Origin of the sequence: Catenulispora sp. MAP12-49, assembly GCF_041262705.1 — a bacterium.
Classification (GTDB): Bacteria; Actinomycetota; Actinomycetes; order Streptomycetales; family Catenulisporaceae; genus Catenulispora.
The window spans coordinates 485,394-510,470 of the sequence record NZ_JBGCCP010000001.1 but is presented as its reverse complement, the minus strand read 5'-3'; the positions used below and the strand labels follow the sequence as shown (position 1 = coordinate 510,470).

Here is a 25,077-nt window from a genome sequence, read left to right as displayed (position 1 = left end):
TGGAACAGCCCATGGACGATGCGCTGGAAGCCGTAGGGGAACTCTCCAATGAGGTCTTCAAGGATCTCGACATAGAGAGCTGGCGGAGTCCGGCCCACAGTAATGAAGCGGTGTCCGATGAACACGACCGCCGGCTGTGGCGGATCCTGGCCGACACCGGGCTGCTCGCCGCGGTCCTTCCGGAGACCGTGGGCGGCGGCGGTACCGGAGTGCCGGGCATGGTGCGGCTGCTCACCGACGCCGGTGCGGCGCTCGCGCGGCTGCCCCTGGTGGAGACATTCGTCGCGGCCTTGGTCGTCGACGAGAAGAACCTGCCGGAGGTGCTGTCCGGAGAGCTCGTCATCACCGCGGGGCTTACCGAGCACCCGTCCACGCTGGCCGCGCCGCTGCGGCTGACCGGCCGGCGGCTCAACGGGATCACGCAGCTGGTGCCCTACCCGCTCAGCTCCGACCTGGTGCTCGTGCCGGCTCTGCGCGAGGACGGCAAGGAAGTCCTGGCGCTGGCCTCCCTGTCGACGGCACGCATCGGCGACCAGGTGACCACCACCGGCGAGCCGCTGGGCGTCCTGGAGTTCATCGACGCCGAGGTCATGGAGATCAGCGATGCGGTCGGCGAAGCCCGTGCCTATGCGGCGCTCTTCTCCTCGGCGATGCTGTGCGGGATCGCGGCGCGGGCTCTGGCGATGACCGCCGAATACGTCGGCGGACGCGTCCAGTTCGGACACCCCCTGGCGACGTTCCAAGGCGTGGCGCTCCGGGCCGCGGACCGCTATATCGATTCGCGCGCTATGCAGGCCGCGCTGTGGGACGCCGTACACGCCATCGCAGCGCACGGCATCAACTCACCCCGGGCCCGGTACGCGATCGCCGCCGCCAAGATCTGGGCCGCCGACGGCGCGCGCCGGGTCGTCGGCTCCGCACAGCACCTGCACGGCGGGTTCGGGGTGGACATCACCTATCCGCTGCACCGGTACCACGCATGGGCCCGCTACTGGGAACTCTATGGCGGCTCCGCGGAAGCCTGGTCCGGCGACCTCGGCGAGCTGATCTCCGCTTACCCGATCGAGGAGGACGAATGACCGCGCTGCCCAAGGTCGGGGAGACGTTGCCGGAGCTGGTCATCCCGATCACCCCGACGAGGATCGTCTCCGGCGCCATCGCCTCCCGCGACTACCAGGACGTGCACCACGATGTCCCGGCCGCCCGGGAGAAGGGCTCTCCCGACATCTTCATGAACATCCTCACCACCAACGGGATCGTCGGGCGCTTCGTGACCGACTGGGCCGGTGCCGAGGCGCGCATCCTGAAGATCGCGATCCGGCTCGGCGTGCCGAACTACCCCGGGGACACGATGACCCTCACCGGGTCCGTGGCGCGCGTCGGCGAGGACGGCACTGTCGAGGTCGCGATCCGCGGCGCGAACCAGCTCGGCAACCATGTCACCGGAACCGTGACCCTGAAGGGTGGCGGCGAGTGAGCGGGTCCCTGTCGGGTGAGGCAGCGATCGTCGGTATCGGCGCCACGGAGTTCTCCAAGGAGTCGGGACGCAGTGAACTCCAACTGTGTCTCGAGGCATGCAAGGCCGCGCTGGACGACGCCGGGATAGCGCCGCGCGACGTCGACGGTCTGGTGACCTTCTCGATGGACTCCAGTCCCTCGATCATGGTCGGTCGGGGTCTGGGCGTCGCCGAACTGCGCTACTTCTCCTTGGTGGACTACGGAGGCGGTGCCGCCTGTGCGACGGTCGCGCACGCGGCGGCCGCCATCACGGCCGGCCTGGCCGACGTCGTGGTCTGCTACCGGGCATTCAACGAGCGCTCCGGACGGCGATTCGGCTCGGGGGACGCGGCAGTCCAAGCCCGCGGCGAATCGCCGATGGCCCAGCACTTCGGCTATTACTCCCCCTACGGACTCATCACCCCGGCGGCCTGGGTCGCTATGGCCGCGCGCCGCTACATGCACCAGTACGGGGCCACCTCCGAGGACTTCGGGCGGGTCGCCGTGGCGGCCCGGGCACACGCCGCCACGAACCCCGCTGCGTGGTTCTACGAGCGGCCCATCACCTTGGCCGACCACCAGAACTCGAAGCCGATCGCCGATCCGCTGCGGCTCCTGGACTGCTGCCAGGAGTCCGACGGCGGAGTCGCGCTGGTCGTCGTCTCCGCGGAGCGCGCCAAGGATCTTCCCGGCAAGGAAGTCCTTATATCGGGAGCCGCACAGGGCTCCGCACACGACCAACAGATGATGACCAGCTACTACCGCGACGACATCACCGGGCTGCCGGAGATGGGGACCGTCGCGCGGCAGCTGTGGGGCCAGTCAGGGCTCGGACCGGACGACATCCAGACGGCGGTCATCTACGACCACTTCACTCCGTTCGTCCTGACGCAGCTGGAGGAGTTCGGCTTCTGCGGCCGCGGCGAGGCGCGCGACTTCATCCGCGACGGCGCCATCCACCTCGGCGGCCGGCTTCCGCTGAACACCCACGGCGGCCAGCTCGGCGAGGCCTACATCCACGGCATGAACGGCATCGCCGAGGCGGTGCGCCAGGCCCGGGGCACGGCCGTGAACCAGGTGCCGGACGTCCGCAACGTGCTGGTCACGGCCGGGACCGGGGTCCCGACCTCGGGGCTGGTGCTCAGCGCGGCCTGAGCGGGGGCCGGCCGCGGCCGGCCCCACCGGCGGTGCGCGGCACCTCCGCCACCAGCCGTAACCCGGTGTTCCGTTGGGCGTCGGGACGATCAGTTAATCTCGGAGCCATGCCCCGTCTCGCGCTGTTCGACCTGGACGACACCCTGATCTTCTCCAAGGGCGCCTTCGTCGCCTGGGCCGAGGAGCTGGTCGCGACCCACGGCGCCACCGGCGACGTGCGCTGGTTCAGCGAGAACGAGCACATCTTCTGGACCGGCGCGCCGGACGACGCCTTCCGGGGCCTGGTGGAGTACTTCGGGCTGGACGCGGACCCGGCGGAGCTGTTGACCGACTACCAGCTTCGCATGGTCGACCTGCTCAAGCCGTTCGACGGCGTGGTGGACGGGCTGGAGGCGCTGCGCGACGCCGGCTGGCGGACCGGCATCGTCACCAACGGCTTCGGCGACTTCCAGAACGCCAAGATCGACGCGATCGGCCTGCGCGCCTACGTGGACGTCGTGTGCATCTCGGATGTCGAGGGCAGCTGGAAGCCCGAGTCGAAGATCTTCCAGCTGGCCTCCGAGCGCGCCGGGGCGCCGCTGGAGGGCGGCTGGATGGTCGGCGACTCCCTGACCTCGGACGTCGCCGGCGGCAACGGCGCGGGGCTGCACACCGCCTGGATCCGGCACGGCCGCACGCTCGGCGCCACGGACCCGCAGCCCGAGCAGGTCGTGGAGACCACCGCTGGGGCCTTCGAGCTGATCCTCGGCCGGCCCTGACGTTTCCGGTTCTGTCCGTCGGCCGACTTGTGCTGCGGGCGAATCCGGCTTGACCTTGACGTAACGGAAGCTTCTACCTTCGAAGAAGCAGCCGGAAGGACTGGCTGTTCATCGATGGGAACCGCTATGAGCTGGTCGATCGCGCAGGTGGCGCGGATGTCCGGGATCACCGCCCGGAGCCTGCGCCACTACGACGAAATCGGGCTCCTCAAGCCCGACCACGTCGGCGCCAACGGCTACCGCTATTACGAGGAGCCGCAGCTGCTGCGCCTGCAGCAGATCCTCGTCCTGCGCGAGCTGGGCCTGGGCCTGGCCGACATCGCCGAGGCGATCGACTCCGAACCGGACACGCTGGCCGCGCTGCGCCGGCAGTACGGCCGGCTGATCGTCGAGCGCGACCGGCTGTCGAGAGTGGCCGAGACCGTGCGGCGGACCATCGCCGAGCTGGAAGGGAAGCCAGAGGTGTCCGTGCACATCAACCGGCCGGAGAACCTGTTCGAGGGGTTCGACCAGTCGCAGTACGACGACGAGGCGCGCGAGCGCTGGCCCGAGGAGTTCGACCGGGCCCAGGCCAAGCGCGCGACCATGACCGAGGAGGACATGGAGCGCTGGCAGCGGGAGGCGACCGCGGCGATGATCCGGATGGCCGAGTTCATGGCCGCCGGCACCCCGGTCGACGACCCCGCGGTGCAGGAGGAGATTCACCAGCATTACCAGGGCATCTGCATCTGGTGGACGCCGAACCGCAAGGCCTACAAGTGCCTCGGCCAAATGTACGTCGACGACGAGCGCTTCAAGGCGAACTACCTGAAGATCGCCGAAGGCCTCGCCGAGTACCAGGCTGCCGCGATGGCCGCCTATGCGGACGCGCGCCTGACCGACTAGCGCCGATTCGCTAAGCGCGAATACGTATAAAGCGTCCCCTTCGCGGCCAGTGCGGAGGGGACGCCGGTCTATTCTCGCCCGAGCACCGGCTCCCCGTCTTCCGCCTCTTCGGCGACGCACAGCTGATCGTAGAAGCGGTCTCTGCGACGCAGCAGCACGACGGCGACGAGCGCGGACACCAGAGAGCCGAGCAGCACTCCGCCCTTGGCGAGGTTCAGCAACTCCGGGGTGTCCGTGAACGCGAGCTCGGAGATCAACAGCGACACCGTGAACCCGACGCCGGTCAGCGTGGAGACCGCGGCGATGTCCCGCCACCGCAGCTCGTCGGAGAGCTCGGCGCGGGTGAAACGCGCCGTCAGGTAGGCACCGCCGAACACCCCGACCGCCTTGCCGACGAACAGGCCGGCGGCGACGGCCAGCGGGATCTGGTTGCTGACCAGGCTGCCCAGCGTTTTGCCGCCGATGTACACCCCGGCGGACATGATCGCGAAGACGGGGACGCAGAAGCCCGCAGAGAACGGCTGGAGCACCCACTGCACCTTCTCGGCCGGTGACCGGGGTTCGTTGTCGCGTTCCTCATCAGCTTCGGTATAGCCGTCGCCGTGGTGCCGGCCGTGCAGCATCAGGCCGATGGCCACCCCGGCCACCGTCGCGTGGACGCCGCTGGCGTGTACGGCGATCCAGATGGCCAGGCCCAGCGGCACGTTGAGCCACAAGCTGGTGATCCGCCTGCGTTGCAGCACATAGAAGGCGACGAGCAGGACCGCCGCTATCACCAGGGCGACGGCGTCGATGTCGGCCGTGTACGCGATCGCGATGATGATGATCGCGCCGAGGTCGTCGACGACGGCCAGGGTCAGCAGGAACGCCCGCAGCGCCGAGGGCAGGTTCTGCCCGACGACGGCCAGCACCGCCAACGCGAACGCGATGTCGGTGGCGGTGGGTACGGCCCAGCCGGCGCCCGCGTCCGGGTGCCCGGCGCTGACCGCGAGGTAGACCCCGATCGGCACCACCATGCCGCACAGCGCCGAGACGACCGGCAGCGCCGCGGCGCGCGGGTTCGACAGCTCGCCGGCCTGCAGCTCGTGCTTGAGCTCGATCCCGGCCACCAGGAAGAAGAACGCGAGCAGGAAATCGGCGGCCCAGTCCGCCAGCGACAGGTCCAGGTGCCACAAGTGCGGTCCGACGACCGTGTTCTTGACGGTGTCGTAGGAAGCGCGCCATGGGGAGTTGGCCCACAGCAGTCCCAGGAGCGCGAAGACGATGAGCAGCGCGCCGCCGACGGTCTCGGCCCGCAGGACGTCCGCCACGTGCCGGCGCTCGATCCGCCTCAGCCGTGCGAAGACGCGGAACGGGGCGGCGGGGCGGTCCGGGGGCGTCATCGGGGCGTCCTGGGGTTTCGGCGGTCGGCGGCGGACGGGTGGTGATCAAGAAACCACTACCCATGCCGACCAGACTTCCCGGCGCTCCTAAGCCGTTCAGGCTACGCCATATGAGGAACCCGTATGCGGCGGTCCGGCTCCTGGGAAGACGGAACCGCCGGGTACCCGGGCCATGAGGCCCGCGTACCCGGCGGTCGGAAACACCGAGCGGACTGGATCAGTCTGGATCAGTCCTCGTTGGCGTGCGGCAGCTTGGACTTGATCAGGTCCATGACCGTGGAGTCGGCCAGGGTCGTCGTGTCGCCGACCGCGCGGTCCTCGGCGACGTCCTTCAGCAGGCGCCGCATGATCTTGCCGGAGCGGGTCTTGGGCAGCTCGGCCACGATCTGGATCTGCTTGGGCTTGGCGATCGGGCCGATCTCCTTGGAGACGTGGGCCTTCAGCGCCGCGTCCAGCTCAGGGGTCTCCTCCTGGCCGGCCCGCAGGATGACGAAGGCGACGATGCGCTGGCCGGTGGTCTCGTCCTTGGCGCCGACCACGGCGGCCTCGGCCACGGCCGGGTAGGACACCAGCGCGGACTCGACCTCGGTGGTGGAGATGTTGTGGCCGGAGACGAGCATGATGTCGTCGACGCGGCCCAGCAGCCACAGGTCGCCGTCCTCGTCCTTCTTGGCCCCGTCGCCGGCGAAGTAGTAGCCCTGCTCGGCGAAGCGGGCCCAGTAGGTGTCGACGAAGCGCTGCTGGTCGCCCCAGATGCCGCGGGCCATCGAGGGCCAGGGCTGGTCCAGGACCAGCAGGCCGCCGTGGCCGTTCTCGACGATGGTGCCGTCCTTGTCGACCACGTTCGCCGAGATGCCCGGCAGCGGCCGCATCGCCGAGCCCGGCTTGGCCTCGGTGACGCCGGGCAGCGGGGAGATCATGATCGCCCCGGTCTCGGTCTGCCACCAGGTGTCCACCACCGGGGTCCGGTCGCCGCCGATGTTCTTCCGGTACCAGATCCAGGCCTCGGGGTTGATCGGCTCGCCGACCGAGCCCAGCAGGCGCAGGGAGCTCAGGTCGAACTTCGCCGGGATGTCGTCGCCCCACTTGGCGAACATGCGGATCGCGGTGGGCGCGGTGTACAGCAGCGTGACCTTGTACTTCTGGACGATCTCCCAGAAGCGGCCCTGGTGCGGCGTGTCGGGGGTGCCCTCGTACATCACCTCGGTCGCGCCGTTGGAGAGCGGGCCGTAGACGATGTAGGAGTGCCCGGTCACCCAGCCGACGTCGGCGGTACACCAGTACACGTCGGTCTCCGGCTTCAGGTCGAACACCGCGTGGTGGGTGTATGAGGCCTGGGTCAGATAACCGCCGGTGGTGTGCAGGATGCCCTTGGGCTTACCCGTGGTGCCGGACGTGTAGAGGATGAACAGCGGGGTCTCGCTGTCGAACGCCTCCGGGGTGTGCTCGGTGCTCGCGGCGCCGACCGCGTCGTGCCACCAGACGTCCTTGTCGCCCCACGCGACGTCCGCGCCGGTGCGCTTGACGACGAGCACGTTCTCGATGCTTTCGGCGCCGGCCACGGCCTGGTCGGCGTTCGCCTTGAGATTCACCGTGCCGCCGCGGCGGTGGTAGCCGTCGGCGGTGATCAGCAGCTTCGCGCCGGCGTCGTCGATGCGCGCCCGCAGGGCGTCGGGGGAGAACGCTGCGAAGACCACGGAGTGCACCGCACCGATGCGCGCGCAGGCGAGCATCGCTACAGCGGTCTCAGGGATCATCGGCATGTAGATCGCGACCCGGTCGCCGGCGGTGACGCCGAGCTCGGTCAGGGCGTTGGCGGCCTTGGAGACCTCGTCCTTGAGCTCGGCGTACGTGATGGCTCGGGAGTCGCCGGGCTCGCCCTCGAAGTGGATGGCGACGCGGTCGCCATTGCCGGCCTCGACATGCCGGTCCACGCAGTTGTAGGCGATGTTGAGCTTGCCGCCGACGAACCACTTGGCGACCGGTTTGCCCGACCAGTCCAGTGTCTCGGTCCAGGGCGTGTCCCAGGCCAGGCGCGAAGCCTGCGTGTCCCAGAACGCCAGCCGGTCGGTCTCGGCCGCGGCGTACGCGTCGGCCTTGACGTTCGCGTCGGCGGCGAAGGCCGCGGACGGCGCGAACCGGCGGTCCTCACGGAGCAAATTGGAAAGGGCCTCGTTCGACACCGTCTCTCCTCGTTCGATGCATTATGACAGCGGTCACACTTTATCCAGGCAGTAGCACACCAAGGGAGGGCCCCGAGCACAAGGGTTTCGGCGCCATTGGTATAGACCTTTTACCTGGAGACGTCCGGACGCGCCAGACGCCGCCCACCAGGACCCGATTTCGGTGGGCGGCGTGCTCACGGTGCCGTGGCGTCATCGACGTCGGATGGACGCGCGGTCACCTCACCATAGGCGGTACCGGTCAAAACGGGGCAGAGGGTGTGAGAGCTCGATCTTCGGACGGTCTGCCTGAAGCGTTCAGCGGTCGGCACGGCGCGATCAGCGGTGGCTGAGCCGTTCGCGCACTTCACGCGTGTGCCGGCGGGCGACCGGGATCGGGATCCCGCCGACGATGACGGTCAGGTGGCCGCTTTCCCACCGGGCCTCCGAGACGGCGTCGACGCGGACCAGGAAGCGGCGGTGCGTGCGGGCGAAGCCGGCGGCCGACCAGTGTTCCTCCAGGACCGCCAAGGGGATGCGGACCAGATGACTGCTGCTGTCCGTGTACAAGCGCACGTAGTCGCCCTGTGCTTCCGCATAGGAGACGTCCTGGCGCGGGATGAAGCGGGTGACGCCTGCCAGCTCCACCGGGATGACGTCGTAGGGCCCCGGTTCGGGGGCCCTATGGGAAGTGGACGCCGGTGCCATCCGGCGGATGGCTTCCGCTAGGCGTTCGGCGCGGACCGGTTTGAGCAGGTAGTCGGAGGCGTGCAGGTCGAACGCCTCCAGAGCGAACTCCTCGTGGGCGGTCACGAAGACGATCTGCGGCGGCGTGGCGAACTGGTTGAGGAGTCCCGCTATCTCCAGACCGTCCAAGCCCGGCATGCGGATGTCGAGGAACAGGGCGTCCACAGGAGAGTTCTTCAGGACCCTCAACGCGTCTTCCCCATCCGTGGCGGTCCGTACAGAGGAGACGCGGGGGTCGCGGGACAGGAGGTAGGCGAGTTCGGCGACGGCCGGGGGCTCGTCGTCGACCACGAGCACGCGCAGGCCGGTCGGCGTCGCGATGGTCATGCGGTATGCCCTCTGCTTCTGTGCTTCTCGTGGCTACTTCCTCGGGACCCGGATCACCACAGTGGTACCCGCTCCGGGCTGGGATTCGATCGCCAGGCCGTAGGCCGTCCCGTAGACCGCGCGGAGTCGCTCGTGGACGTTGGACAGCCCCACCGAGGTGCGTGTGCCCGGCTCGGCCGGGGCGAGGGCGTCGCGCAGGATGTCCGGGGTGATCCCGACGCCGTCGTCCGCGACCGTGATCCGGTGGTGGTGCCGGGTCGGCTCGGCGGTGATGGTGACGTGGCCGGGGCCGGGCTTGCCTTCCAGACCGTGCCGTACTGCGTTCTCCACTATGGGCTGTACGCATAGGAAGGGAACCTCTACAGGGAGCACCTCAGGGGCTATCCGCAGGGTCACGTGGAGGCGTTCGCCGAAGCGGGCGCGCTCCAGCAACAGGTAGCGGTCCACACAGCGCAGCTCCTCGGCGAGCGTCGTGAACTCGCCGTGCGCGCGGAACGAGTAGCGGGTGAAGTCCGCGAACTCCAGGAGGAGCTCCCTGGCGCGCTGCGGATCCGTGCGCGTGAAGGAAGCGATGGCGGTGAGCGAGTTGTAGACAAAGTGCGGCGAGATCTGCGCCCGCAGTGCCCTGAGTTCGGTCTCCATGAGGAGGGTTCGCGACCGGTCGAGCTCCGCCAGTTCGATCTGGGTGGCGACCCAGTACGCGACCTCGCCGACGGCCCGCACCAGAGCCACGGAGGTGCTGGAGCTGTAGACCGACAGCGTGCCGATCGCCGTGCTGCCGCCGTCGTCGCGGATCCCGCCGATGCTGCTCGGCGGGATGATCGGCGCGACGACCGCGTGGCGGATCATGCAGGAATCGCTGTCGCAGTGCACGTCCTCCGGTCCGAGGACGGTCACTCTTCCGGACTTGAGCGCGGCCGTGGAGAGCTCGTAGGAGTTCTGAGAATGCCGGTGCTGTCCGGCACCGTCCCAGGTGAGGTTCCGCTCGGTGTCGTTGAAGGCCAGCGCCGCGGTGCCGAGCAGCGGCCGCAGGTGGCGGGCCGCGCGGCGGGTGGCGTCCGGGGTCAGGCCGGCCCGCAGCGGGGGCCCGGCGAGGGCGACGGCGTGCATGGCGGCATACGCGGCGCGCTCGGCCGTCGTGCCGGCCAAACGGTGCCGCTGGACGGCGCGGGACACCGCGACCGCCGGGGCGACCAGGGCGGCCACGATGCCGACGGTGGCGGGGTTGGATGCCACATGCCCCAGTCTGATGCGGTCGGAGGGTGAAGTCGAGGGTGTCGGGGGTCTGAGATCGCCGAGAGTGACGGGCTCGCGGTCGCGCCCGCCGAACGGTCGTGCTATTTTTCTGGGGTGAGCAAGGGCGAGGAGACCCGCAGACAGGTCCTGGAAGCCGCGGTCGAGGTCGCGGCCTCCGGCGGGCTGGCCTCGCTCACCATCGGCTCGCTCGCCGAGCGGACCGGGATGTCCAAGAGCGGCCTGTTCGCGCACTTCAAGTCCAAGGAGGCGCTGCAGGTCCAGGTCCTGGAGTTCGCCAGCGAGGCGTTCGTCGAGGACGTCGTGCGGCCCGCGCTGTCCGCCCCGCGCGGCGAGAAGCGGATCACCACGCTGTTCGAGAGCTGGCTGGCGGTGTCGCGGGACGGGACCGCGGAGTGCCTGTTCGTCTCGGCGGCCTGGGAGTACGACGACCAGCCGGGGCCGGTGCGGGACCGCCTGGTCCGCATGCACCTGGACTTCAACGACGCGGTGGCGCAGATGTTCCGGACCGGGATCGCCGAGGGCTTCTTCGCCGCCGGCGCCGATCCGGAGCAGTTCACCCACGACCTGCACGGGATCATGCTCATCTATTTCCAGGCGCACCGGCTCCTCGGCGACGCCAGGGCCGAGGAGAGGGCGCGCAACGCGTTCTCCCGACTGATCGAATCCAACCGCTAGAGGGGGTCATCCAGATGACCGCGTCATCGTCGTCGCACAAAAAAAGCACGATCGTTCGTGCTAAAAAAGCGCTCGCACTCGGCTCGCTGCGTACCGCTTTCGGGGTGCTGGAAATCGTCGCTCCGGGTCCGGGCGCCCGCTGGGCCGAGCGGCTCTGGCTCACCGTCCCCAAAAGGCCTTGGAGGCCGAGGACACCAGTCGCGGTGTCCGCCGGCGAGTCCTTCACGATGACCGTGCGGCGCAGCACAGTGCGCGGCACCGTGTGGGGCGCGGAGGGGCCGGTGGTCTATCTCGTGCACGGCTGGGGCGGTGTGGCCGAGCAGCTGGACGCCTTCGTGGAACCGCTGCTGGCCTCCGGCCACCGGGTGGTGTCGTTCGACGCCCCCGGCCATGGGAAGTCGTCGCAGAGTCTTGCGGGGCCGGGGCGCGCGACGCTCCCGGAGTTCTCAGAGGCTCTGTCCTGTGCTGTGGACCGCTTCGGCGAAGCGCATGCGGTGATCGCGCACTCCTTCGGCGCGGCGGCAGTGGTCCTGTCGGTTCTCGACGGCCTCCGGGTGGGGAGGCTGGCCGTCGTGGCGCCGGTGAGCGATCCGATCGGGTTCTCTTATGAGTTCGCGAAGATGCTCGGCTTCAGGGAACGCATACGTACGGGCTTCCTCAGGGTTCTGGAGAAGCGCGTGGGCGAGTCCATGGACCGGTTCGACATCCCGCAGCGGATGCGCACCGCGGACCTGGCCGGGCTGCCGCCGCTGTTGATCGTCCACGACCTCGGCGACCGCGAGGTCCCGGTGGCCAGCGGCGACCGCCTGGCCGCCCTGTGGCCCGGGGCCGAACTCGACACCTGGACCAGCCTCGGCCACTTCCGGATCCTGACCGACCCGGACGTGGTGCGGAAGGTGACGGCCTTCAGCTCGGTGCCACGAACGCTCCCGGTCCCATGACGAAGTCCGGGTCGACCTGCGCGCCGAGGTCCACGCCGGTCGCGCGGTCGCCCCAGGCCTGAGCGTTCTTCAGGTGGAAGTGGACCGCCTGCCGGGTGAACTTGGCCCAGTCTTGCGGCACCGCGTCCACTTCCATCTGCAGGCGCGCCAGAGCGGTGCGGTTGGCCGGCTCAAGGGTGTCGAAGCCCTTGTCCCGGCCCTGCTCCTGGGCCCGGACGTAGTGCGAGGCGCCGAGGCAGGCCACGAGGTCGGCGCCGGTGTGCTCGCGCAGGTAGGCGACGTCCTCCGGGCCGGTCACCTTGTTGCCGACCACCCGGATGGTGACGTCGTACTCCTTGGCGTACTCGCGGTACTGCTGGTAGACGGACACCGACTTGCGGGTCGGCTCCACCACCAGGCAGGTCAGGTCGAAGCGGGTGAACAGGCCGGAGGCGAAGGCGTCCGCGCCCGCGGTCATGTCCATCACCAGGTACTCGTCGGGGCCGTCGACAAGGTGATTCAGGTAGAGCTCGGCGGCGCCGACCTTGGAGTGGTAGCAGGAGACGCCCAGGTCCTTCTCCTCGAACCCGCCGGTCACCATCAGCCGGACGTTCTCCAGATCGCCGCCCAGCCGCGTTGCGCACAGGCTGTGGACGACGTTCTCCTCCTCCAGCCGCAGCAGGCGCGAGCCGCGTCCCGGCGGCGTGGTCTTCACCATGGACTCGGCGTCCGCGATCAGCTGATTGTCGCCGCGCAGGTAGTCCTTGATCGTCGACAGGTGGGCGGACATCGGGCTCAGGGCCGCGGCCTGCTCATCGGACAGGCCGAGCGCCGCTCCGAGGTGCTGATTGATGTCGGCGTCCACGGCGACGACCGGGCGGCCGCCGGCCGACAGGTGCCGGATCAGAAGGGCCGAGACCGTGGTCTTGCCGCTGCCGCCTTTGCCGACCATGGCGATGCGCATGCCGGGGCCTCCAAGCGCTGGGAAGGGGAACAAGTCGCGGGCTTCTCAGGGGAGCCGCGCTTGATGACAATCGTTTTCAATAAAACAGGTACGCGCTGAGTCTCGACGTCGCCGCCCCGGCGCGTCAACCATGCATCCTCCGATCGGGTGGCGTCCCCGCTACCAGTCGGTAGGTAGAGTCCCGGGCATGGACACCCGCTCCCCGATCCGGCGCCTGGCCGCCGCCCCGAACGCCGCCGAGGCCGCGGAGACCGCCCGCGAAGCGGTGGACCGCGTGCGCAAGCACAAGGTCCTGCGCAGCCAGTCGGCCCGCGTCACCGCCGAGTCGCAGCTGCGCGGCGCCCGGGCCTCGGCGGCCCTGGGCTCGCTGAGCGAGGCCGGCACGGACTGGCCGCTGGAGGAGGTCCGCCGCCGCACCGACCTCGGCGACGAGGACGGCTCCGGGTTGCTGCGCGGGGCGCTGCGGATCTCCGGCGAGCTGGGCACGCTCGCGCCGGTGTGGAAGCGGTCCCCGATCCAGGCCCTGTCCCGGATGCACCTGCTCGCCGCCGCGGGCCACCTGGAACAGGACCGGGTGGGACGGCCGCGCGATCCCGAGGCCGCGGCCGTGCTCACCGCTCTGGCCGACGACCTGCGCGACCCGGCCGCCGCCGACGTGCCGGCCGTGGTGGTCGCGGCGGCGGTGCACGCCGAGCTGCTGGTGAACGAGCCGTTCGGCTGGGGCGACGGGCTGCTGGCCCGCGCCGCGTCCCGGCTGATCCTGGCCGAACGCGGCCTGGACCCGCAGTCGCTGGCGGTGGTCGAGGCCGGGCATGTGGACCTCGGGGTCGAGGCGTATCTGGACGCCGCCCGCGGCTACGCGACCGGCACGGAGGAAGGGCTGGCCGCCTGGCTCGCGCAGTACGCCGAGGCGGTCGCGCTGGGGGCACGCGAGTCGCTGGCGGTGTGCGAAGCCATCATGCGCGGCTGAACAGCCCGACGGCGGGACGCGTCACCGCGCCCCGCCGTCCGTGCTCTGCTTCGCGTCAGCTCCTGGCCAGCGTGGTCCCGCCGTTCACGTCCAGCACCACGCCGGTCGTGAAGCCGTTCCCGGCCAGGAAGAGCACCGCGTCGGCGATGTCCTGAGGCTGCCCGACGCGTCCCACCGGAGTGGCGGCGGCCTGCTGCTCCATGAACCCGTCGCGCTGCTCGCCCAGCGGGTGCCACCAGGCGGTGTCGATCACGCCGGGGGAGACCGCGTTCACCCGGACGGGGGCCAGCTCGGCGGCCAGCGGGCGGACCGCCGCGTCCAGCGCGCCGTTGGCCGCCGCCAGAGCGGTGGTGCCGGGGAACGCCGCGCGCGAGCTGCCGGCCCCGATGAAGGTCACCGAGGCGTCCGGGGCCAGGTGCGGCAGCGCCGCCTTCAGGATCCTGAGCTGGGCGAACACCTTGCCCTCGAAGCCCTCGCGCAGGGCCTCGTCGGTGAGCTCGGCCAGCGTGCCCAGCCCCACCATGCCGCCGCTGACGGCGAGCACGAGGTGGTCGATCTTGGAACCCGCGGCCGCGAAGAGCGTGTCCACGTCCTCCTGCCGCCGCGCGTCCGACTGGAAGACGCGCACCGGGTGGCCGATGCGCTCCGCGGCCGCGTCCAGGCGCTCTTTGGTACGGCCGGTGATCAGGACGTCGGCGCCGTCGGCGGCGAACGCGCCGGCGATCGCCTCGCCGATCCCGTGGCTCGCGCCGATCACGTACACGGTCTTGCCGCTGAACTTCTGCTCGGTGGACATACCCGTCCCCTCCGTCGGATGACTCTTTGTCGAAACGATCCGTCTCGACAAGTATTGCCGAGACGATGCGTCTAGACAAATCCGCTAGGCTGCCGGGCATGGAGCGCCCGCACACCGGAAGACGCCGCAACGAGGCGGCCCGAGAGGCGATCATCGACGCCGCGATCGGCCTGCTGCAGGAGGTCGGCTACGAGGGCTTCACGATCGAGCGCCTGGCCCGCGACGCCGGAGTCGGCAAGCAGACCGTCTACCGCTGGTGGCCGTCGAAGGCCGCGGTGATCGCCGAGGCCGTCGGGACGCGCGCGCAGCACACCATCCCGCTGCCCGACACCGGCACGCTGGCGGCCGACCTGACGGAGTTCTTCAAGGCGACCTTCCAGCAGTCCGAGGACCCCAAGGTCCTCAGCGAGCTGAAGAGCATGATGGTGGCCTCGATCGAGAACCCCGAGTCCGCGCGCCCCTTCCACGACTTCCTCGCCAGCCGGCGGGCGACGCTGCGGGTCCTGCTCGAACGCGGCGCGGCCCGCGCCGAGGTCTCGGCCGACGCCGACCTGGACTTCCTCACCGATCTGGCCTACGGCCTGCTCTGGTATCGCGGCCTGGTCGGCCACCGTCCGCTCGACGACGATGCGGCGCACAAACTCGCCGACGCACTTGTCGCGGCCGCCGCGGATTCACAGAGATAATCCCCTTCGGGACATTCTGGGAAAAGGTCAGCGGTGCCGCTGCGCAAGCGGCACCGCTGTTATGAATGACACCGAGGACGAGTTAACAAGCGTCTGTTCGCCGTAGTCGCCTTCCAGGTCCTCGCTATTGCTCTCCGTCTGCCTGGCTGGCTGGCCCCTTAAGGGGTCGGTCTTTGCGTGGGTTCCCGAATCGATGTCGAGGTCGAGCGGCCTTGTGCCAAACCATTCCTTCTCTTTGAGTTGGGAGGTCGCGGGGCCTTGCTTTCTTTCTACGACCGATCAAGGTCGGTGCCAAGTGCTACTGGCCGGTTTTTACTCGCTGTCGACCGAATGGGGGAACAATCGCGCCTCAAGGTCCCCACCGGCCCCAGTCGTGGTCAGGCGTCCCGCCCAGAGCCGTCCTCCCGCCCGGATCCGTCCCTTGTGCACGGGTCTCGCTAGGGTGAAGTCATGCGTGCCATCACGATCGCGGAGCCGGGCGGACCGGAGCAGTTGGTGTGGGCACAGGTGCCCGATCCGGTCGTGGCGGCCGGCGAGGTGCTGATCCAGGTCACCGCGACCGCGGTGAACCGGGCGGACATCCTGCAGCGCATGGGCTTCTACACGCCGCCGCCGGGAGCCTCGCCCTATCCGGGGCTGGAGTGCTCCGGGCGGGTCGTCGAGGTCGGCGCCGGGGTCAGCGGGTTCGTGGCCGGGGACGAGGTGGTCGCGCTGCTGGCCGGCGGCGGGTACGCCGAGCTCGTCGCGGTGCCGGCGGGGCAGGTCGCGCCGTTGCCGGAGGGCATGAGCGCGCTGGACGCCGGCGGCCTGATGGAGACGGTGTGCACCGTCTGGTCGAACGTCTTCATGCTCGCCGGGCTCCAGGCCGGCCAGACGCTGCTGGTCCACGGCGGCTCCAGCGGCATCGGGACCACCGCGATCCAGCTCGCGCACGAGCTCGGCGCGCGGGTGATCGTCACGGCCGGCAGCGCCGCGAAGCTGAAGGCCTGCCGCGAGCTCGGCGCCGACGTCGCGGTGAACTACCGGGACGAGGATTTCGTGGAAAGGGTCGCGGAGGTCACCGAAGGCCGCGGTGTGGACGTGATCCTGGACAACATGGGAGCCGCCTACCTGGACCGCAACGTCCAGGCGCTGGCGGTGGGCGGCCGGCTGGTGATCATCGGTCTGCAGGGCGGCGTCAAGGGCGAGGTGAACCTGAACACCCTGCTGCGCAAGCGGGCGAGCGTCAGTGCAACCACACTGCGCGCGCGGCCGTCTGAAGAGAAAGCGCAGATCGTCGCGGCGGCGCGGGAAGCGGTGTGGCCGCTGATCGAGCAGGGCCGTTTCCGGGTCGTCGTCGACCGGGTGCTGCCGGTGGAGCAGGCAGACCAGGCGCACCGGGTGGTCGAGGAGAGCGGACACGTCGGCAAGGTCGTGCTGGACGTGGCGGCGGGACGCAGCAGCAGCTAATCGAGGGACGGATTTATGACGGGATTGAACGGCGACATCTTCGGAGCCATGAACATGAGCCTGAACAACGACCCCGAGCACGACGACGACATGGCCGGCCGGGTCATCGTGGTGCCCGCCGAGCTCGCCGGCGGCGCGCGCGGCGACGACGAGTCCGGCGAGAACCCGATGAACGTCGCCGAGATGGTCGAGCAGCCCGCCAAGGTGATGCGGATCGGCTCGATGATCAAGCAGCTGCTGGAGGAGGTCCGGGCCGCGCCTTTGGACGAGGCCTCCCGGGCCCGCCTGCGCGAGATCCACCGCTCCTCGATCGCCGAGCTGGAGAAGGGCCTGGCCCCGGAGCTGGTGGCCGAGCTGGAGCGGCTCTCGCTGCCCTTCGCCGAGGACGAGGTCCCCAGCGAGTCCGAGCTCCGGATCGCCCAGGCCCAGCTGGTCGGCTGGCTGGAGGGGCTGTTCCACGGCATCCAGACCGCCCTGTTCGCGCAGCAGATGGCCGCGCGGGCGCAGCTGGAGCAGATCCGGCGCGCGCTGCCGCCGGGATCCGTGCCGCCCAACATGGCGGGGGACGGCGAGCAGCAGCCGGGACGGATCAGCGGCGCGGGACCGTACCTGTAGCCGACGCGGCGCCCTCCAGGAAGGCGTCCAGGACCTTCGCGTAGTTCTCCGTCCACCATGGCACCAGGGCCGCGGTGGCGGGGAACAGCGAGTCCGCCCGGTGGTCGGCGTGGCGGTAGTGCCATGTCAGGATCCAGAAGTCGGTGAGGCGCTCCCACCAGACGCGGCGTACGGAGTCGGCGAGTTCCCGTTCGGAGAACTCGGGGCGCGCCGCGGCGTAGCCCCCGATGTACGCACGCACCAGATCCAGGTCGAGCTGACCCGAGTACTCCCCGGTGAAGAACACCAAAGCGGTGCTCACCACTTCGTCCCCACACGGCGCGACGGCCGTCTTCTCCCAGTCCACGACGGCTGTCACCCTGCTTCCGGGCTCCAGAGCCGACCACATGACGTTCCCGGCGTGGAAGTCTCCGTGAATGTATCCGACGGTCCCCACGGCGTCCGGTGCCGGCCGGAGGTGCGCGACCTTGGGGATGAGCGCTAAGCGTTCCCGTAATCGGTACGCGGACAGTGCGTCCATCTCGTCCCGGCCCGGACCGGTCTCGACCACCGCGAGGAGCTGCTCGGCCTCGGCGACGGCACGGCGCTGGGAGGTGGTCGGGACGAACAGCGGTTGGGGGACCCGGGGAAGGACTCGGGTCAGACCCGTGTGGATATCGGCGAGCAGGGTGCCCAGGCGGTACGCGTCGATTTCCTGCATATGTTTGCCGTAGCGGTGCACGCCGTCGTTCCAGGGGAACACCGCAAAGGGGCGTCCCCTTACATATGCGACCGTACGGCCGCGGAGGTCCCTGAGCGGGGCGACTGCGGGGAGACCCGCCGCCTGTAATCGGATCACGGCTTCGTGCTGCCAGCGCAGTGTCTGAGCAGCTGAGCGCCTTCGGCCGTGGGCGTCCGGCAGCCCGGAGCCCACTCCCCGCCAGGGCAGATAGTGCTTGAGGAAGTAGCGCCGATCCGTGGACGTAATCTGATAGGACCGGTTGAGAAGTCCGCTGTCCACGGGGCGGAAAGCGGTCGGCGCGGGCAGCCCGAACCGCAGAAACAGTGCCTGAAGTGGCCCTGATGTCCCCGGCATGCGCGCACTCTACATTGCGGATCATCCTTAACCTGCGCTTTATGTGCGCTGACTAGCCTCGAATGAACCAGTGGACATCCGGTGCGTCGTCCGTCAGGGCGACAAGACGCCCCGCGCTACAGCGCGGAGCGCGGGGAGGCGGACGGGCTATGGCGGCGAGCGCGAGAGGCCATCGCCGCGCGCCCAGGCGCAGCCGCCGATCCCCCCTGCGGGCTATAGCCCTGTTCGTCACCAGCACCGCGCTGGTCGTGGGCTCCGGTGTGGCGTTCGGCTACGCCACCCACCACTTCGGCAAGCATCCGAGCACCGACGCGGCCAGCGTGGTCGCTCCCCCGACCGGTCCGTTGTCCGACACCAGCGACGACTCCACAGCCACCACGGACAGCTCCGGCGGGACCGATTCCGCGCCGGTCAGCTCGCATCCGGTGATCAAGGCCAGCGGGCCGGGCACGGTCACCGAACTGAACGTGCCGTCGGCGGACACCGACTGGAAGTCGCGGCCGGTCTTCGTCTACCGGCCCGCCGTGCCGGCGAACGTGGTGCTGCCGGTGGTCTACCTGCTGCACGGGGTGCCCGGCGAGCCGGACCGCATAATGCGGTCCGTCAAGGATGTCCTGGACCAGGCGTTCACCACCGGCGGCCAGGCGCCGTTCATCGTGGCCGCGCCGACCGGGGAGGGCACCGCGCACGACGACACCGAATGGGCCGACGCCCAGGACGGCAAGGACATGGTCGAGACCTACCTGGTCAAGAACGTGATCCCGGCGGTCGAGGGCAAGACGCCGCGGCCGGCGAGCATGCGCGCCATCGTGGGGTTCTCCATGGGCGGCTACGGCGCGGCCAACCTGACCCTGCGGCACCCGGACCTGTTCAGCCAGTTCGCCTCGCTGGCCGGGTACTTCCACGTCGACGACCCGGACGGGATGTTCGGCTCGGACAGCACGGTGGAGGCCGCGAACACCCCGGACGACATGGTCCAGAAGGCCGCGGGCAAGCGGGTGCTGCTGCTGGAGGACCAGGACGAGACCGACCCGCTGATCAAGGGCGCGGCGGCGGAGTTCGCGCAGCGGCTGCAGGCCTGCGACTGCGGCGTCGACCTGTCCTGGCATCTGGAGCCCGGCGGGCACACCTACGACTTCGTCACCGGGGTCTTCCCGAAGGTGATCAGCTTCCTGGACCAGGGCTTCACCGCGACGGCTGCGAAGCCGTCGCCTGCTCCGGCCGGGTGACCCCCGGGGCGTGGTTTCACGGGAAACCTTCGCCCCGGAGCCGTCAGTTCTGCTTCTTCTGCTCGGCCGAAGCGTCCTCGTCCAGCCCCAGCATCTGGCGCTCCTCCTTGCTCAGCCGCTCCGTGCCGGTGCGCTCGGCGGACGGCGCGGTCTCGGCCGGAGCCGGAGTCTGCTGCTGCGCCGTCGTGGTGGCAGGGGGCTGAGCCGCGCGGTTCCGGTCCGCCGGCGCTGTCGTCGTGATCGCCGGCGGTTCGGACGTGGTCGAGGCGGCCGGGGCGGCCGACGTGGCCGCGGCGGTGCCGTACGCACCCTGATCCGCGGCCCCGACCGACGCCGACCCGCCGGACGTCTGGGCCACCACGGCCCGCTTCGGCCGGCTGGTCATCATCAGGGCGCCGATGATCATCAGCAGTCCGCCGCCGAACGCGTAGGCCAGGCCGGTTCCGAGCCCGCGGTTGTTCGCGCCGGTGATGGTCAGCTCGCCGGCGGCCTGTCCCTGGCGGATCATCCACAGGATGGCGAAGCCGAACGCGACCACGCCGGCGCCGAGCACCAGCGCGCGCGAGCGCAGCACCACGCCGACGACGGCCACGATGGCCGTGACCAGGAAGACCAGGAACACCGAGTCCATGACTCCGGACCTTGAGACGGTGATCCCGGAACCGAAGACCTCGTAGAACTTGTAGTCGCTGCCGTGCCGGTTGTTGTACCAGGGCTTCCAGGGGCTGACGAGCGTGGCCGCCGCGCCGATCAGTGCGATCAGGCTCCCAAGGGCGTTCCTCATGGTGCAGGCTCCTTCCGCCGCCCCCTATGGCCGACGGTAGGACGGACAACCGTACCGTGCACCTTGACAGCGGGTTCGCACGTCCGTTTGGGCGCAGCGGGCGTCGAGCATTTTGTGCGACATACCAGCAGGTCAGAACCCGCCTGCGCATCAAAGTTGAGCGCAGTCCGCGCAACCTTTTGACTTCGAGCACCCGCACCGTGCATCATTGAGCGAACTCGACTCAACCTGCCGCGGGCCTCCCCACCGCAACACCCAGCAGACACGTGGCAGCGACAACGAAACGTCTTCGCGGAGGAACCCCCATGGCACGTCCGGTCGGCATCGACCTCGGGACGACGAACTCCGTCGTCTGCGTCCTGGAAGGTGGCGAGCCCACCGTCATCACCAACGCCGAGGGCTCCCGGACGACGCCGTCCGTGGTGGCCTTCGCCAAGAACGGCGAGGTGCTGGTCGGCGAGGTCGCCAAGCGCCAGGCCGTCACCAACGTGGAGCGCACCATCCGGTCGGTCAAGCGCCACATGGGCACCGACTGGAAGATCGGGATCGACGACAAGCAGTTCACGCCGCAGCAGATCTCCGCGTTCATCCTGCAGAAGCTCAAGCGGGACGCGGAGTCCTACCTGTCCGAGAAGGTCACCGACGCGGTCATCACCGTCCCGGCCTACTTCTCCGACTCCGAGCGCCAGGCCACCAAGGAGGCCGGCGAGATCGCGGGCCTGAACGTCCTGCGCATCGTCAACGAGCCCACCGCCGCGGCCCTGGCCTACGGCCTGGACAAGGGCGAGGGCGACCAGACCATCCTGGTCTTCGACCTGGGCGGCGGTACCTTCGACGTCTCGCTGCTGGAAGTCGGCAAGGACGACGACGGCTTCTCCACCATCGAGGTGAAGGCCACCAACGGCGACAACCACCTGGGCGGCGACGACTGGGACAACGCGGTCGTGGAGTGGCTGGTCACCCAGTTCAAGAACGCGCACGGCGTGGACCTGTCCAAGGACAAGATGGCCATGCAGCGCCTGCGCGAAGCCGGCGAGAAGGCCAAGATCGAGCTGTCCAGCTCCACCGAGACCTCGATCAACCTGCCCTACATCACGGCCAGCGCCGAGGGCCCGCTGCACCTGGACGAGAAGCTCACGCGCTCGCAGTTCCAGCAGCTGACCGCGGACCTGCTGGACCGCTGCAAGACCCCGTTCCACCAGGTGATCAAGGACGCCGGCGTGGCGCTGAGCGCCATCGAGCACGTGGTGCTGGTCGGCGGTTCGACCCGGATGCCGGCCGTGGCCGACCTGGTCCGCGAGCTGACCGGCGGCAAGGAGCCGAACAAGGGCGTCAACCCCGACGAGGTCGTCGCCGTCGGCGCCGCGCTGCAGGCCGGTGTCCTCAAGGGCGAGGTCAAGGACGTCCTGCTGCTGGACGTCACCCCGCTGTCCCTGGGTATCGAGACCAAGGGCGGCATCATGACCAAGCTGATCGAGAAGAACACCACGATCCCGACCAAGCGCTCGGAGACCTTCACCACGGCCGAGGACAACCAGCCGTCGGTGCAGATCCAGGTGTACCAGGGCGAGCGCGAGATCGCGGCGTACAACAAGCGTCTGGGCATGTTCGAGCTGACCGGCCTGCCGCCGGCGCCGCGCGGCCTGCCGCAGATCGAGGTCACCTTCGACATCGACGCCAACGGCATCGTCAACGTCTCGGCCAAGGACCTGGGCACCGGCAAGGTGCAGTCGATGGTCATCACCGGCGGCTCGGCGCTGCCGAAGGACGAGATCGACCGCATGATGCGCGAGGCCGAGCAGTACGCGGACGAGGACCACAGCCGCCGCGAGGCCGCCGAGGTCCGCAACCAGGCCGAGTCCCTGGTCTACTCGACCGAGAAGTTCCTCAAGGACAACGAGGACAAGGTCCCGGGCGATGTGAAGTCCGAGGTCGACGCCGCGATCGGCGAGACCAAGGAGGCCCTGAAGAGCGAGGACTCCGCGTCCATCCGCTCGGCCTCGGAGAAGCTCGCGACCACCAGCCAGAAGCTCGGCGCCGCGCTGTACCAGCAGGCCCAGGCTTCCGGTGAGGCGGCCGGGGCGCCCGGCGGGGAGTCCGCGGGCACCCCCGGCGGTGCCGAGGACGACGTGGTGGACGCCGAGATCGTCGACGAGGGCAAGGGCGGCCAGGCCTGAGGCCGCACCGCCCGGGTTCTCCCTGAAGAACGATGAAGCACGACGGCAAGACGGCGCCGCGCGGGACACCGATCATCGATGATGGTCACGGCCCTGCGCGGCGCCACCCCCAGCGAGACTGAAGCCTTCCCGACCATGGGGAAGCGGCGGGTTCAGGAGGACCTTTCGTGAGCGACGAGTACACGGCCGAGCGGGAAGGCGAGGGCGAGCGCGCCAACCTCGCGGTGACCGAGCTGCTGGCCAAACTCGCCGAGCGGACCAACGAGCTGCAGGGCGTGCAGGCGGAGTTGGCCGAGCGCACCAACGACGTGCAGCGGCTGCAGGCAGAGTTCAGCAACTACAAGAAGCGGGTCGAGCGGGACCGGCAGGTGGTCAAGGAGACCGCCGTGGCCGGAGCGCTGTCCGAACTGCTTCCGGTGCTGGACGACATCGGCCGGGCGCGCGAGCACGGCGAGCTGGAAGGCGGCTTCCGCCAGGTCGGCGAGGCGTTCGAGGCCGTGGTGGCCAAGCTGGGCCTGGCCCGGTTCGGCGCGGCCGGCGAGATCTTCGACCCGAACCTGCACGAGGCCCTGATGAGCACCACGTCCCCGGACGTGGACGAGGTGACCGTGGCGGTGCTGTTCCGCCCCGGCTACCGGATCGGCGAGCGCGTGGTCCGCGCGGCGCAGGTGCAGGTCGCAGAGCCCGGACCGGCTCCGGAGACCGAGCCGGCCCCCGAGGCCGCGCCCAAGCCCAAGCCCGCTCCGGCGGCCCGGCCCGCCAAGAGCGGGGCCGGCGCATCGGCCGAGGAGAAGAAGCCGGCCGACGAGTCGGCGGTGGAAGTCGACGACGACGACGATTCGGGGTTGTGAGAACCCCGGGCCGCCGAACTCGTGGGCGAGGCGTGAACGACATGGCACAACCCGGACGGGAGGCGTGGGTTTAGGTGGCCGTCAACAAGGACTACTACAAGATCCTCGGAGTCCCCAAGGACGCGCCGGCTGCCGACATCAAGAAGGCCTACCGGAAGCTGGCGCGCCAGTACCACCCCGATGCCAACAAGGGCGACGCGGCGTCCGAGGAGAAGTTCAAGGAAATCTCCGAGGCCTACGACGTCCTGTCCGACGACAAGCGGCGCAAGGAGTACGACGACTCGCGCTCGGTCTTCGGCAACGGCGGCTTCCGGGCCCCCGGCGGCGGCGCCCCCGGCGGGTTCAACTTCGACATCGGCGACCTGCTCGGCGGTCTGTTCAACCGCACCGGCGGGCCGACCACCGGTACCGGCACCGGTACCACCGGCCGGACCAGCCAGGCCCGGCGCGGCGCGGACGTGGAGTCGGAGGTGACGCTGAAGTTCAGCGACTCCATCGACGGCGCCACCGTCTCGCTCCGGCTGACCTCGGACACCCCGTGCTCGGCCTGTTCGGGCACCGGGGCCAAGGCCGGAACCACCCCGCGGGTGTGCCCGACCTGTTCGGGCACCGGCCAGGTGAGCCGGAACCAGGGCGGCTTCGCCTTCTCCGAACCCTGCCGGGACTGCAAGGGCCGCGGCCTGCTGGTCGACGACCCCTGCCCGGTGTGCCACGGCTCCGGCCGGGCCGCCAGCTCCCGCACGATCCAGGCCCGCATCCCGGCGGGCGTCCGCGACGGCCAGCGCATCCGGCTTAAGGGCAAGGGCGCCTCCGGTGAACGCGGAGGCCCGGCCGGCGACCTGTATGTGGTGGTCCATGTGAGCCCGCACGCCGTCTTCGGACGCGAGGACGACAACCTGACCGTGACCGTGCCCGTCACCTTCCCCGAGGCGGTGCTGGGCGCGGAGATCCAGGTCCCGACCCTGGGCGGCATGCCGGTGACGGTGAAGCTGCCGGCCAACTCCCAGAACGGCCGGGTGCTGCGCGTGCGCGGCCGCGGCGCGGGGCGCAAGGACGGGACCAAGGGCGACCTGCTGGTGCGTTTCGAGATCGCGGTCCCGGCCGAGATCGGCGAGGACGCGCGCGCGGCGCTGCAGAAGTTCCAGGAGGCGACCGGCAACCACCACCCGCGGGCGGAGCTGCTGGACGCCGCGAAGGGAGAGTGAGGGCACCATGGCCTCCAAGAACCCGTTCCTGCCGTTGACCGACGAGACCCCCGTCTACGTCATCTCCGTCGCCGCGCAGCTGGCCGGCATGCATCCGCAGACCCTGCGGCAGTATGACCGGCTCGGCATCGTGTGCCCGGAGCGTACCGGCGGCGGTGGCCGCCGGTACTCCGCGCGCGACATCGACACGCTGCGCGAGGTGCAGCGGCTGTCCCAGGACGAGGGTGTGAACCTGGCCGGGATCAAGCGGATCCGCGAGCTCGAGGAGCAGGTCGCGGCGCTGTCCCGGCGGGTCGCCGAACTCGAGGCCGTGACCCTGTACCCGACCCCGAAGAGCACGGTGGCGCCCGCGGTGCCGGTCTCGCCGCTGCCGCCGGCCCCGCCCGGGTACCGCGGCGACCTGCTGCCGGCCCTGCCGGCGACGTTCACCACGGCCCTGGCGGTCTGGAAGCCCCAGGGCAAGTGAACTGAAGTGAACTGAAACGTTCCGCGGCCCCGCGGCGCGCCGACC

General features: G+C 69.9%; 24 protein-coding genes. 16 read left to right on the top strand and 8 right to left on the bottom strand.

Going from position 1 to position 25,077, the window contains the following annotated elements; all coding sequences use genetic code 11:
• Window positions 1-11 precede the first annotated feature (11 nt).
• The 5 genes from ABIA35_RS02250 (at window position 12) to ABIA35_RS02230 (ending at window position 4,295) form a co-directional block, all read left to right on the top strand.
• Window positions 12-1,079 (top strand): acyl-CoA dehydrogenase family protein, encoded by a 1,068-nt coding sequence (locus ABIA35_RS02250; RefSeq protein ID WP_370356340.1) that lies wholly within the window; start codon window positions 12-14, stop codon window positions 1,077-1,079.
• Entirely contained in the window at window positions 1,076-1,477 is a 402-nt protein-coding gene (locus tag ABIA35_RS02245; protein ID WP_370343181.1) for a MaoC family dehydratase, read from the top strand. Before ABIA35_RS02250 ends, ABIA35_RS02245 begins: the two co-directional genes overlap by 4 nt.
• Window positions 1,474-2,652, top strand: a complete 1,179-nt coding sequence (locus ABIA35_RS02240; RefSeq protein WP_370356338.1) for a lipid-transfer protein — start codon at window positions 1,474-1,476, stop codon at window positions 2,650-2,652. Before ABIA35_RS02245 ends, ABIA35_RS02240 begins: the two co-directional genes overlap by 4 nt.
• A gap of 107 nt (window positions 2,653-2,759) precedes the next feature.
• The gene (locus ABIA35_RS02235; protein WP_370343179.1) at window positions 2,760-3,410 is read left to right on the top strand and encodes an HAD family hydrolase; all 651 of its coding nucleotides are present in this window, start codon (window positions 2,760-2,762) and stop codon (window positions 3,408-3,410) included.
• A 126-nt stretch (window positions 3,411-3,536) separates the two neighbouring features.
• Window positions 3,537-4,295 (top strand): MerR family transcriptional regulator, encoded by a 759-nt coding sequence (locus tag ABIA35_RS02230; RefSeq protein WP_370343177.1) that lies wholly within the window; start codon window positions 3,537-3,539, stop codon window positions 4,293-4,295.
• 68 nt (window positions 4,296-4,363) lie between these two features.
• Here the strand turns inward: ABIA35_RS02230 and nhaA are convergent, their stop codons facing one another.
• The 4 genes from nhaA to ABIA35_RS02210 form a co-directional block, all read right to left on the bottom strand.
• Window positions 4,364-5,677, bottom strand: coding sequence for a Na+/H+ antiporter NhaA (gene nhaA / locus ABIA35_RS02225; protein ID WP_370343176.1), 1,314 nt, complete (start codon window positions 5,675-5,677; stop codon window positions 4,364-4,366).
• A 227-nt stretch (window positions 5,678-5,904) separates the two neighbouring features.
• Window positions 5,905-7,860, bottom strand: coding sequence for an acetate--CoA ligase (gene acs / locus ABIA35_RS02220; RefSeq protein ID WP_370356336.1), 1,956 nt, complete (start codon window positions 7,858-7,860; stop codon window positions 5,905-5,907).
• 318 nt (window positions 7,861-8,178) lie between these two features.
• Window positions 8,179-8,913 carry a LytR/AlgR family response regulator transcription factor gene (locus tag ABIA35_RS02215; RefSeq protein ID WP_370356335.1) on the bottom strand — a complete coding sequence of 245 codons (735 nt, stop codon included), beginning with the start codon at window positions 8,911-8,913 and terminating at the stop codon, window positions 8,179-8,181.
• A gap of 33 nt (window positions 8,914-8,946) precedes the next feature.
• Complete coding sequence (locus tag ABIA35_RS02210; protein WP_370343173.1) at window positions 8,947-10,149, bottom strand: sensor histidine kinase; 1,203 nt, start codon at window positions 10,147-10,149, stop codon at window positions 8,947-8,949.
• A 114-nt stretch (window positions 10,150-10,263) separates the two neighbouring features.
• On the opposite strand from ABIA35_RS02210, the gene ABIA35_RS02205 reads away from it, so the two are divergent.
• Window positions 10,264-10,845 carry a TetR/AcrR family transcriptional regulator gene (locus ABIA35_RS02205; protein WP_370356333.1) on the top strand — a complete coding sequence of 194 codons (582 nt, stop codon included), beginning with the start codon at window positions 10,264-10,266 and terminating at the stop codon, window positions 10,843-10,845.
• A 203-nt stretch (window positions 10,846-11,048) separates the two neighbouring features.
• The gene (locus ABIA35_RS02200; protein ID WP_370343171.1) at window positions 11,049-11,786 is read left to right on the top strand and encodes an alpha/beta fold hydrolase; all 738 of its coding nucleotides are present in this window, start codon (window positions 11,049-11,051) and stop codon (window positions 11,784-11,786) included.
• Here the strand turns inward: ABIA35_RS02200 and ABIA35_RS02195 are convergent.
• Entirely contained in the window at window positions 11,752-12,729 is a 978-nt protein-coding gene (locus ABIA35_RS02195) for an ATP-binding protein (protein ID WP_370356331.1), read from the bottom strand. The genes ABIA35_RS02200 and ABIA35_RS02195 overlap by 35 nt on opposite strands.
• Window positions 12,730-12,916: 187 nt before the next feature.
• On the opposite strand from ABIA35_RS02195, the gene ABIA35_RS02190 reads away from it, so the two are divergent.
• The gene (locus tag ABIA35_RS02190; protein WP_370343169.1) at window positions 12,917-13,699 is read left to right on the top strand and encodes an oxidoreductase; all 783 of its coding nucleotides are present in this window, start codon (window positions 12,917-12,919) and stop codon (window positions 13,697-13,699) included.
• Window positions 13,700-13,754: 55 nt separating this feature from the next.
• On the opposite strand, the gene ABIA35_RS02185 is transcribed toward ABIA35_RS02190, so the two are convergent.
• Window positions 13,755-14,495, bottom strand: a complete 741-nt coding sequence (locus ABIA35_RS02185; protein ID WP_370356329.1) for an SDR family oxidoreductase — start codon at window positions 14,493-14,495, stop codon at window positions 13,755-13,757.
• 98 nt (window positions 14,496-14,593) lie between these two features.
• On the opposite strand from ABIA35_RS02185, the gene ABIA35_RS02180 reads away from it, so the two are divergent.
• The 3 genes from ABIA35_RS02180 to ABIA35_RS02170 all read left to right on the top strand — a co-directional run bounded on the left by ABIA35_RS02180 (window position 14,594) and on the right by ABIA35_RS02170 (window position 17,245).
• Window positions 14,594-15,181, top strand: a complete 588-nt coding sequence (locus ABIA35_RS02180) for a TetR/AcrR family transcriptional regulator (RefSeq protein ID WP_370356327.1) — start codon at window positions 14,594-14,596, stop codon at window positions 15,179-15,181.
• Between the two features lie 450 nt (window positions 15,182-15,631).
• Window positions 15,632-16,630 carry an NAD(P)H-quinone oxidoreductase gene (locus ABIA35_RS02175; protein ID WP_370356325.1) on the top strand — a complete coding sequence of 333 codons (999 nt, stop codon included), beginning with the start codon at window positions 15,632-15,634 and terminating at the stop codon, window positions 16,628-16,630.
• Window positions 16,631-16,720: 90 nt separating this feature from the next.
• On the top strand, window positions 16,721-17,245 hold the full coding sequence (locus ABIA35_RS02170) for a bacterial proteasome activator family protein (RefSeq protein ID WP_370343258.1): 525 nt from the start codon (window positions 16,721-16,723) through the stop codon (window positions 17,243-17,245).
• Here ABIA35_RS02170 and ABIA35_RS02165 read toward each other — a convergent pair.
• Window positions 17,220-18,320 (bottom strand): phosphotransferase enzyme family protein, encoded by a 1,101-nt coding sequence (locus tag ABIA35_RS02165; protein WP_370356323.1) that lies wholly within the window; start codon window positions 18,318-18,320, stop codon window positions 17,220-17,222. The genes ABIA35_RS02170 and ABIA35_RS02165 overlap by 26 nt on opposite strands.
• Before the next feature lie 149 nt (window positions 18,321-18,469).
• Between ABIA35_RS02165 and ABIA35_RS02160 the strand changes: the two genes are divergently transcribed.
• A complete protein-coding gene (locus ABIA35_RS02160; RefSeq protein ID WP_370356321.1) occupies window positions 18,470-19,549 on the top strand; it encodes an alpha/beta hydrolase in 1,080 nt (359 codons plus the stop codon).
• A 43-nt stretch (window positions 19,550-19,592) separates the two neighbouring features.
• On the opposite strand, the gene ABIA35_RS02155 is transcribed toward ABIA35_RS02160, so the two are convergent.
• The gene (locus ABIA35_RS02155; protein ID WP_370343163.1) at window positions 19,593-20,333 is read right to left on the bottom strand and encodes a hypothetical protein; all 741 of its coding nucleotides are present in this window, start codon (window positions 20,331-20,333) and stop codon (window positions 19,593-19,595) included.
• Between the two features lie 305 nt (window positions 20,334-20,638).
• Between ABIA35_RS02155 and dnaK the strand changes: the two genes are divergently transcribed.
• The 4 genes from dnaK (at window position 20,639) to ABIA35_RS02135 (ending at window position 25,032) form a co-directional block, all read left to right on the top strand.
• Window positions 20,639-22,510 (top strand): molecular chaperone DnaK, encoded by a 1,872-nt coding sequence (dnaK, locus tag ABIA35_RS02150; RefSeq protein ID WP_370343161.1) that lies wholly within the window; start codon window positions 20,639-20,641, stop codon window positions 22,508-22,510.
• A gap of 224 nt (window positions 22,511-22,734) precedes the next feature.
• Window positions 22,735-23,361, top strand: coding sequence for a nucleotide exchange factor GrpE (grpE, locus tag ABIA35_RS02145; protein WP_370343256.1), 627 nt, complete (start codon window positions 22,735-22,737; stop codon window positions 23,359-23,361).
• Between the two features lie 74 nt (window positions 23,362-23,435).
• The gene (gene dnaJ, locus ABIA35_RS02140; protein WP_370343160.1) at window positions 23,436-24,566 is read left to right on the top strand and encodes a molecular chaperone DnaJ; all 1,131 of its coding nucleotides are present in this window, start codon (window positions 23,436-23,438) and stop codon (window positions 24,564-24,566) included.
• Window positions 24,567-24,573: 7 nt separating this feature from the next.
• Window positions 24,574-25,032 (top strand): heat shock protein transcriptional repressor HspR, encoded by a 459-nt coding sequence (locus tag ABIA35_RS02135; RefSeq protein ID WP_370343158.1) that lies wholly within the window; start codon window positions 24,574-24,576, stop codon window positions 25,030-25,032.
• The last annotated feature ends 45 nt before the right edge of the window (window positions 25,033-25,077 follow it).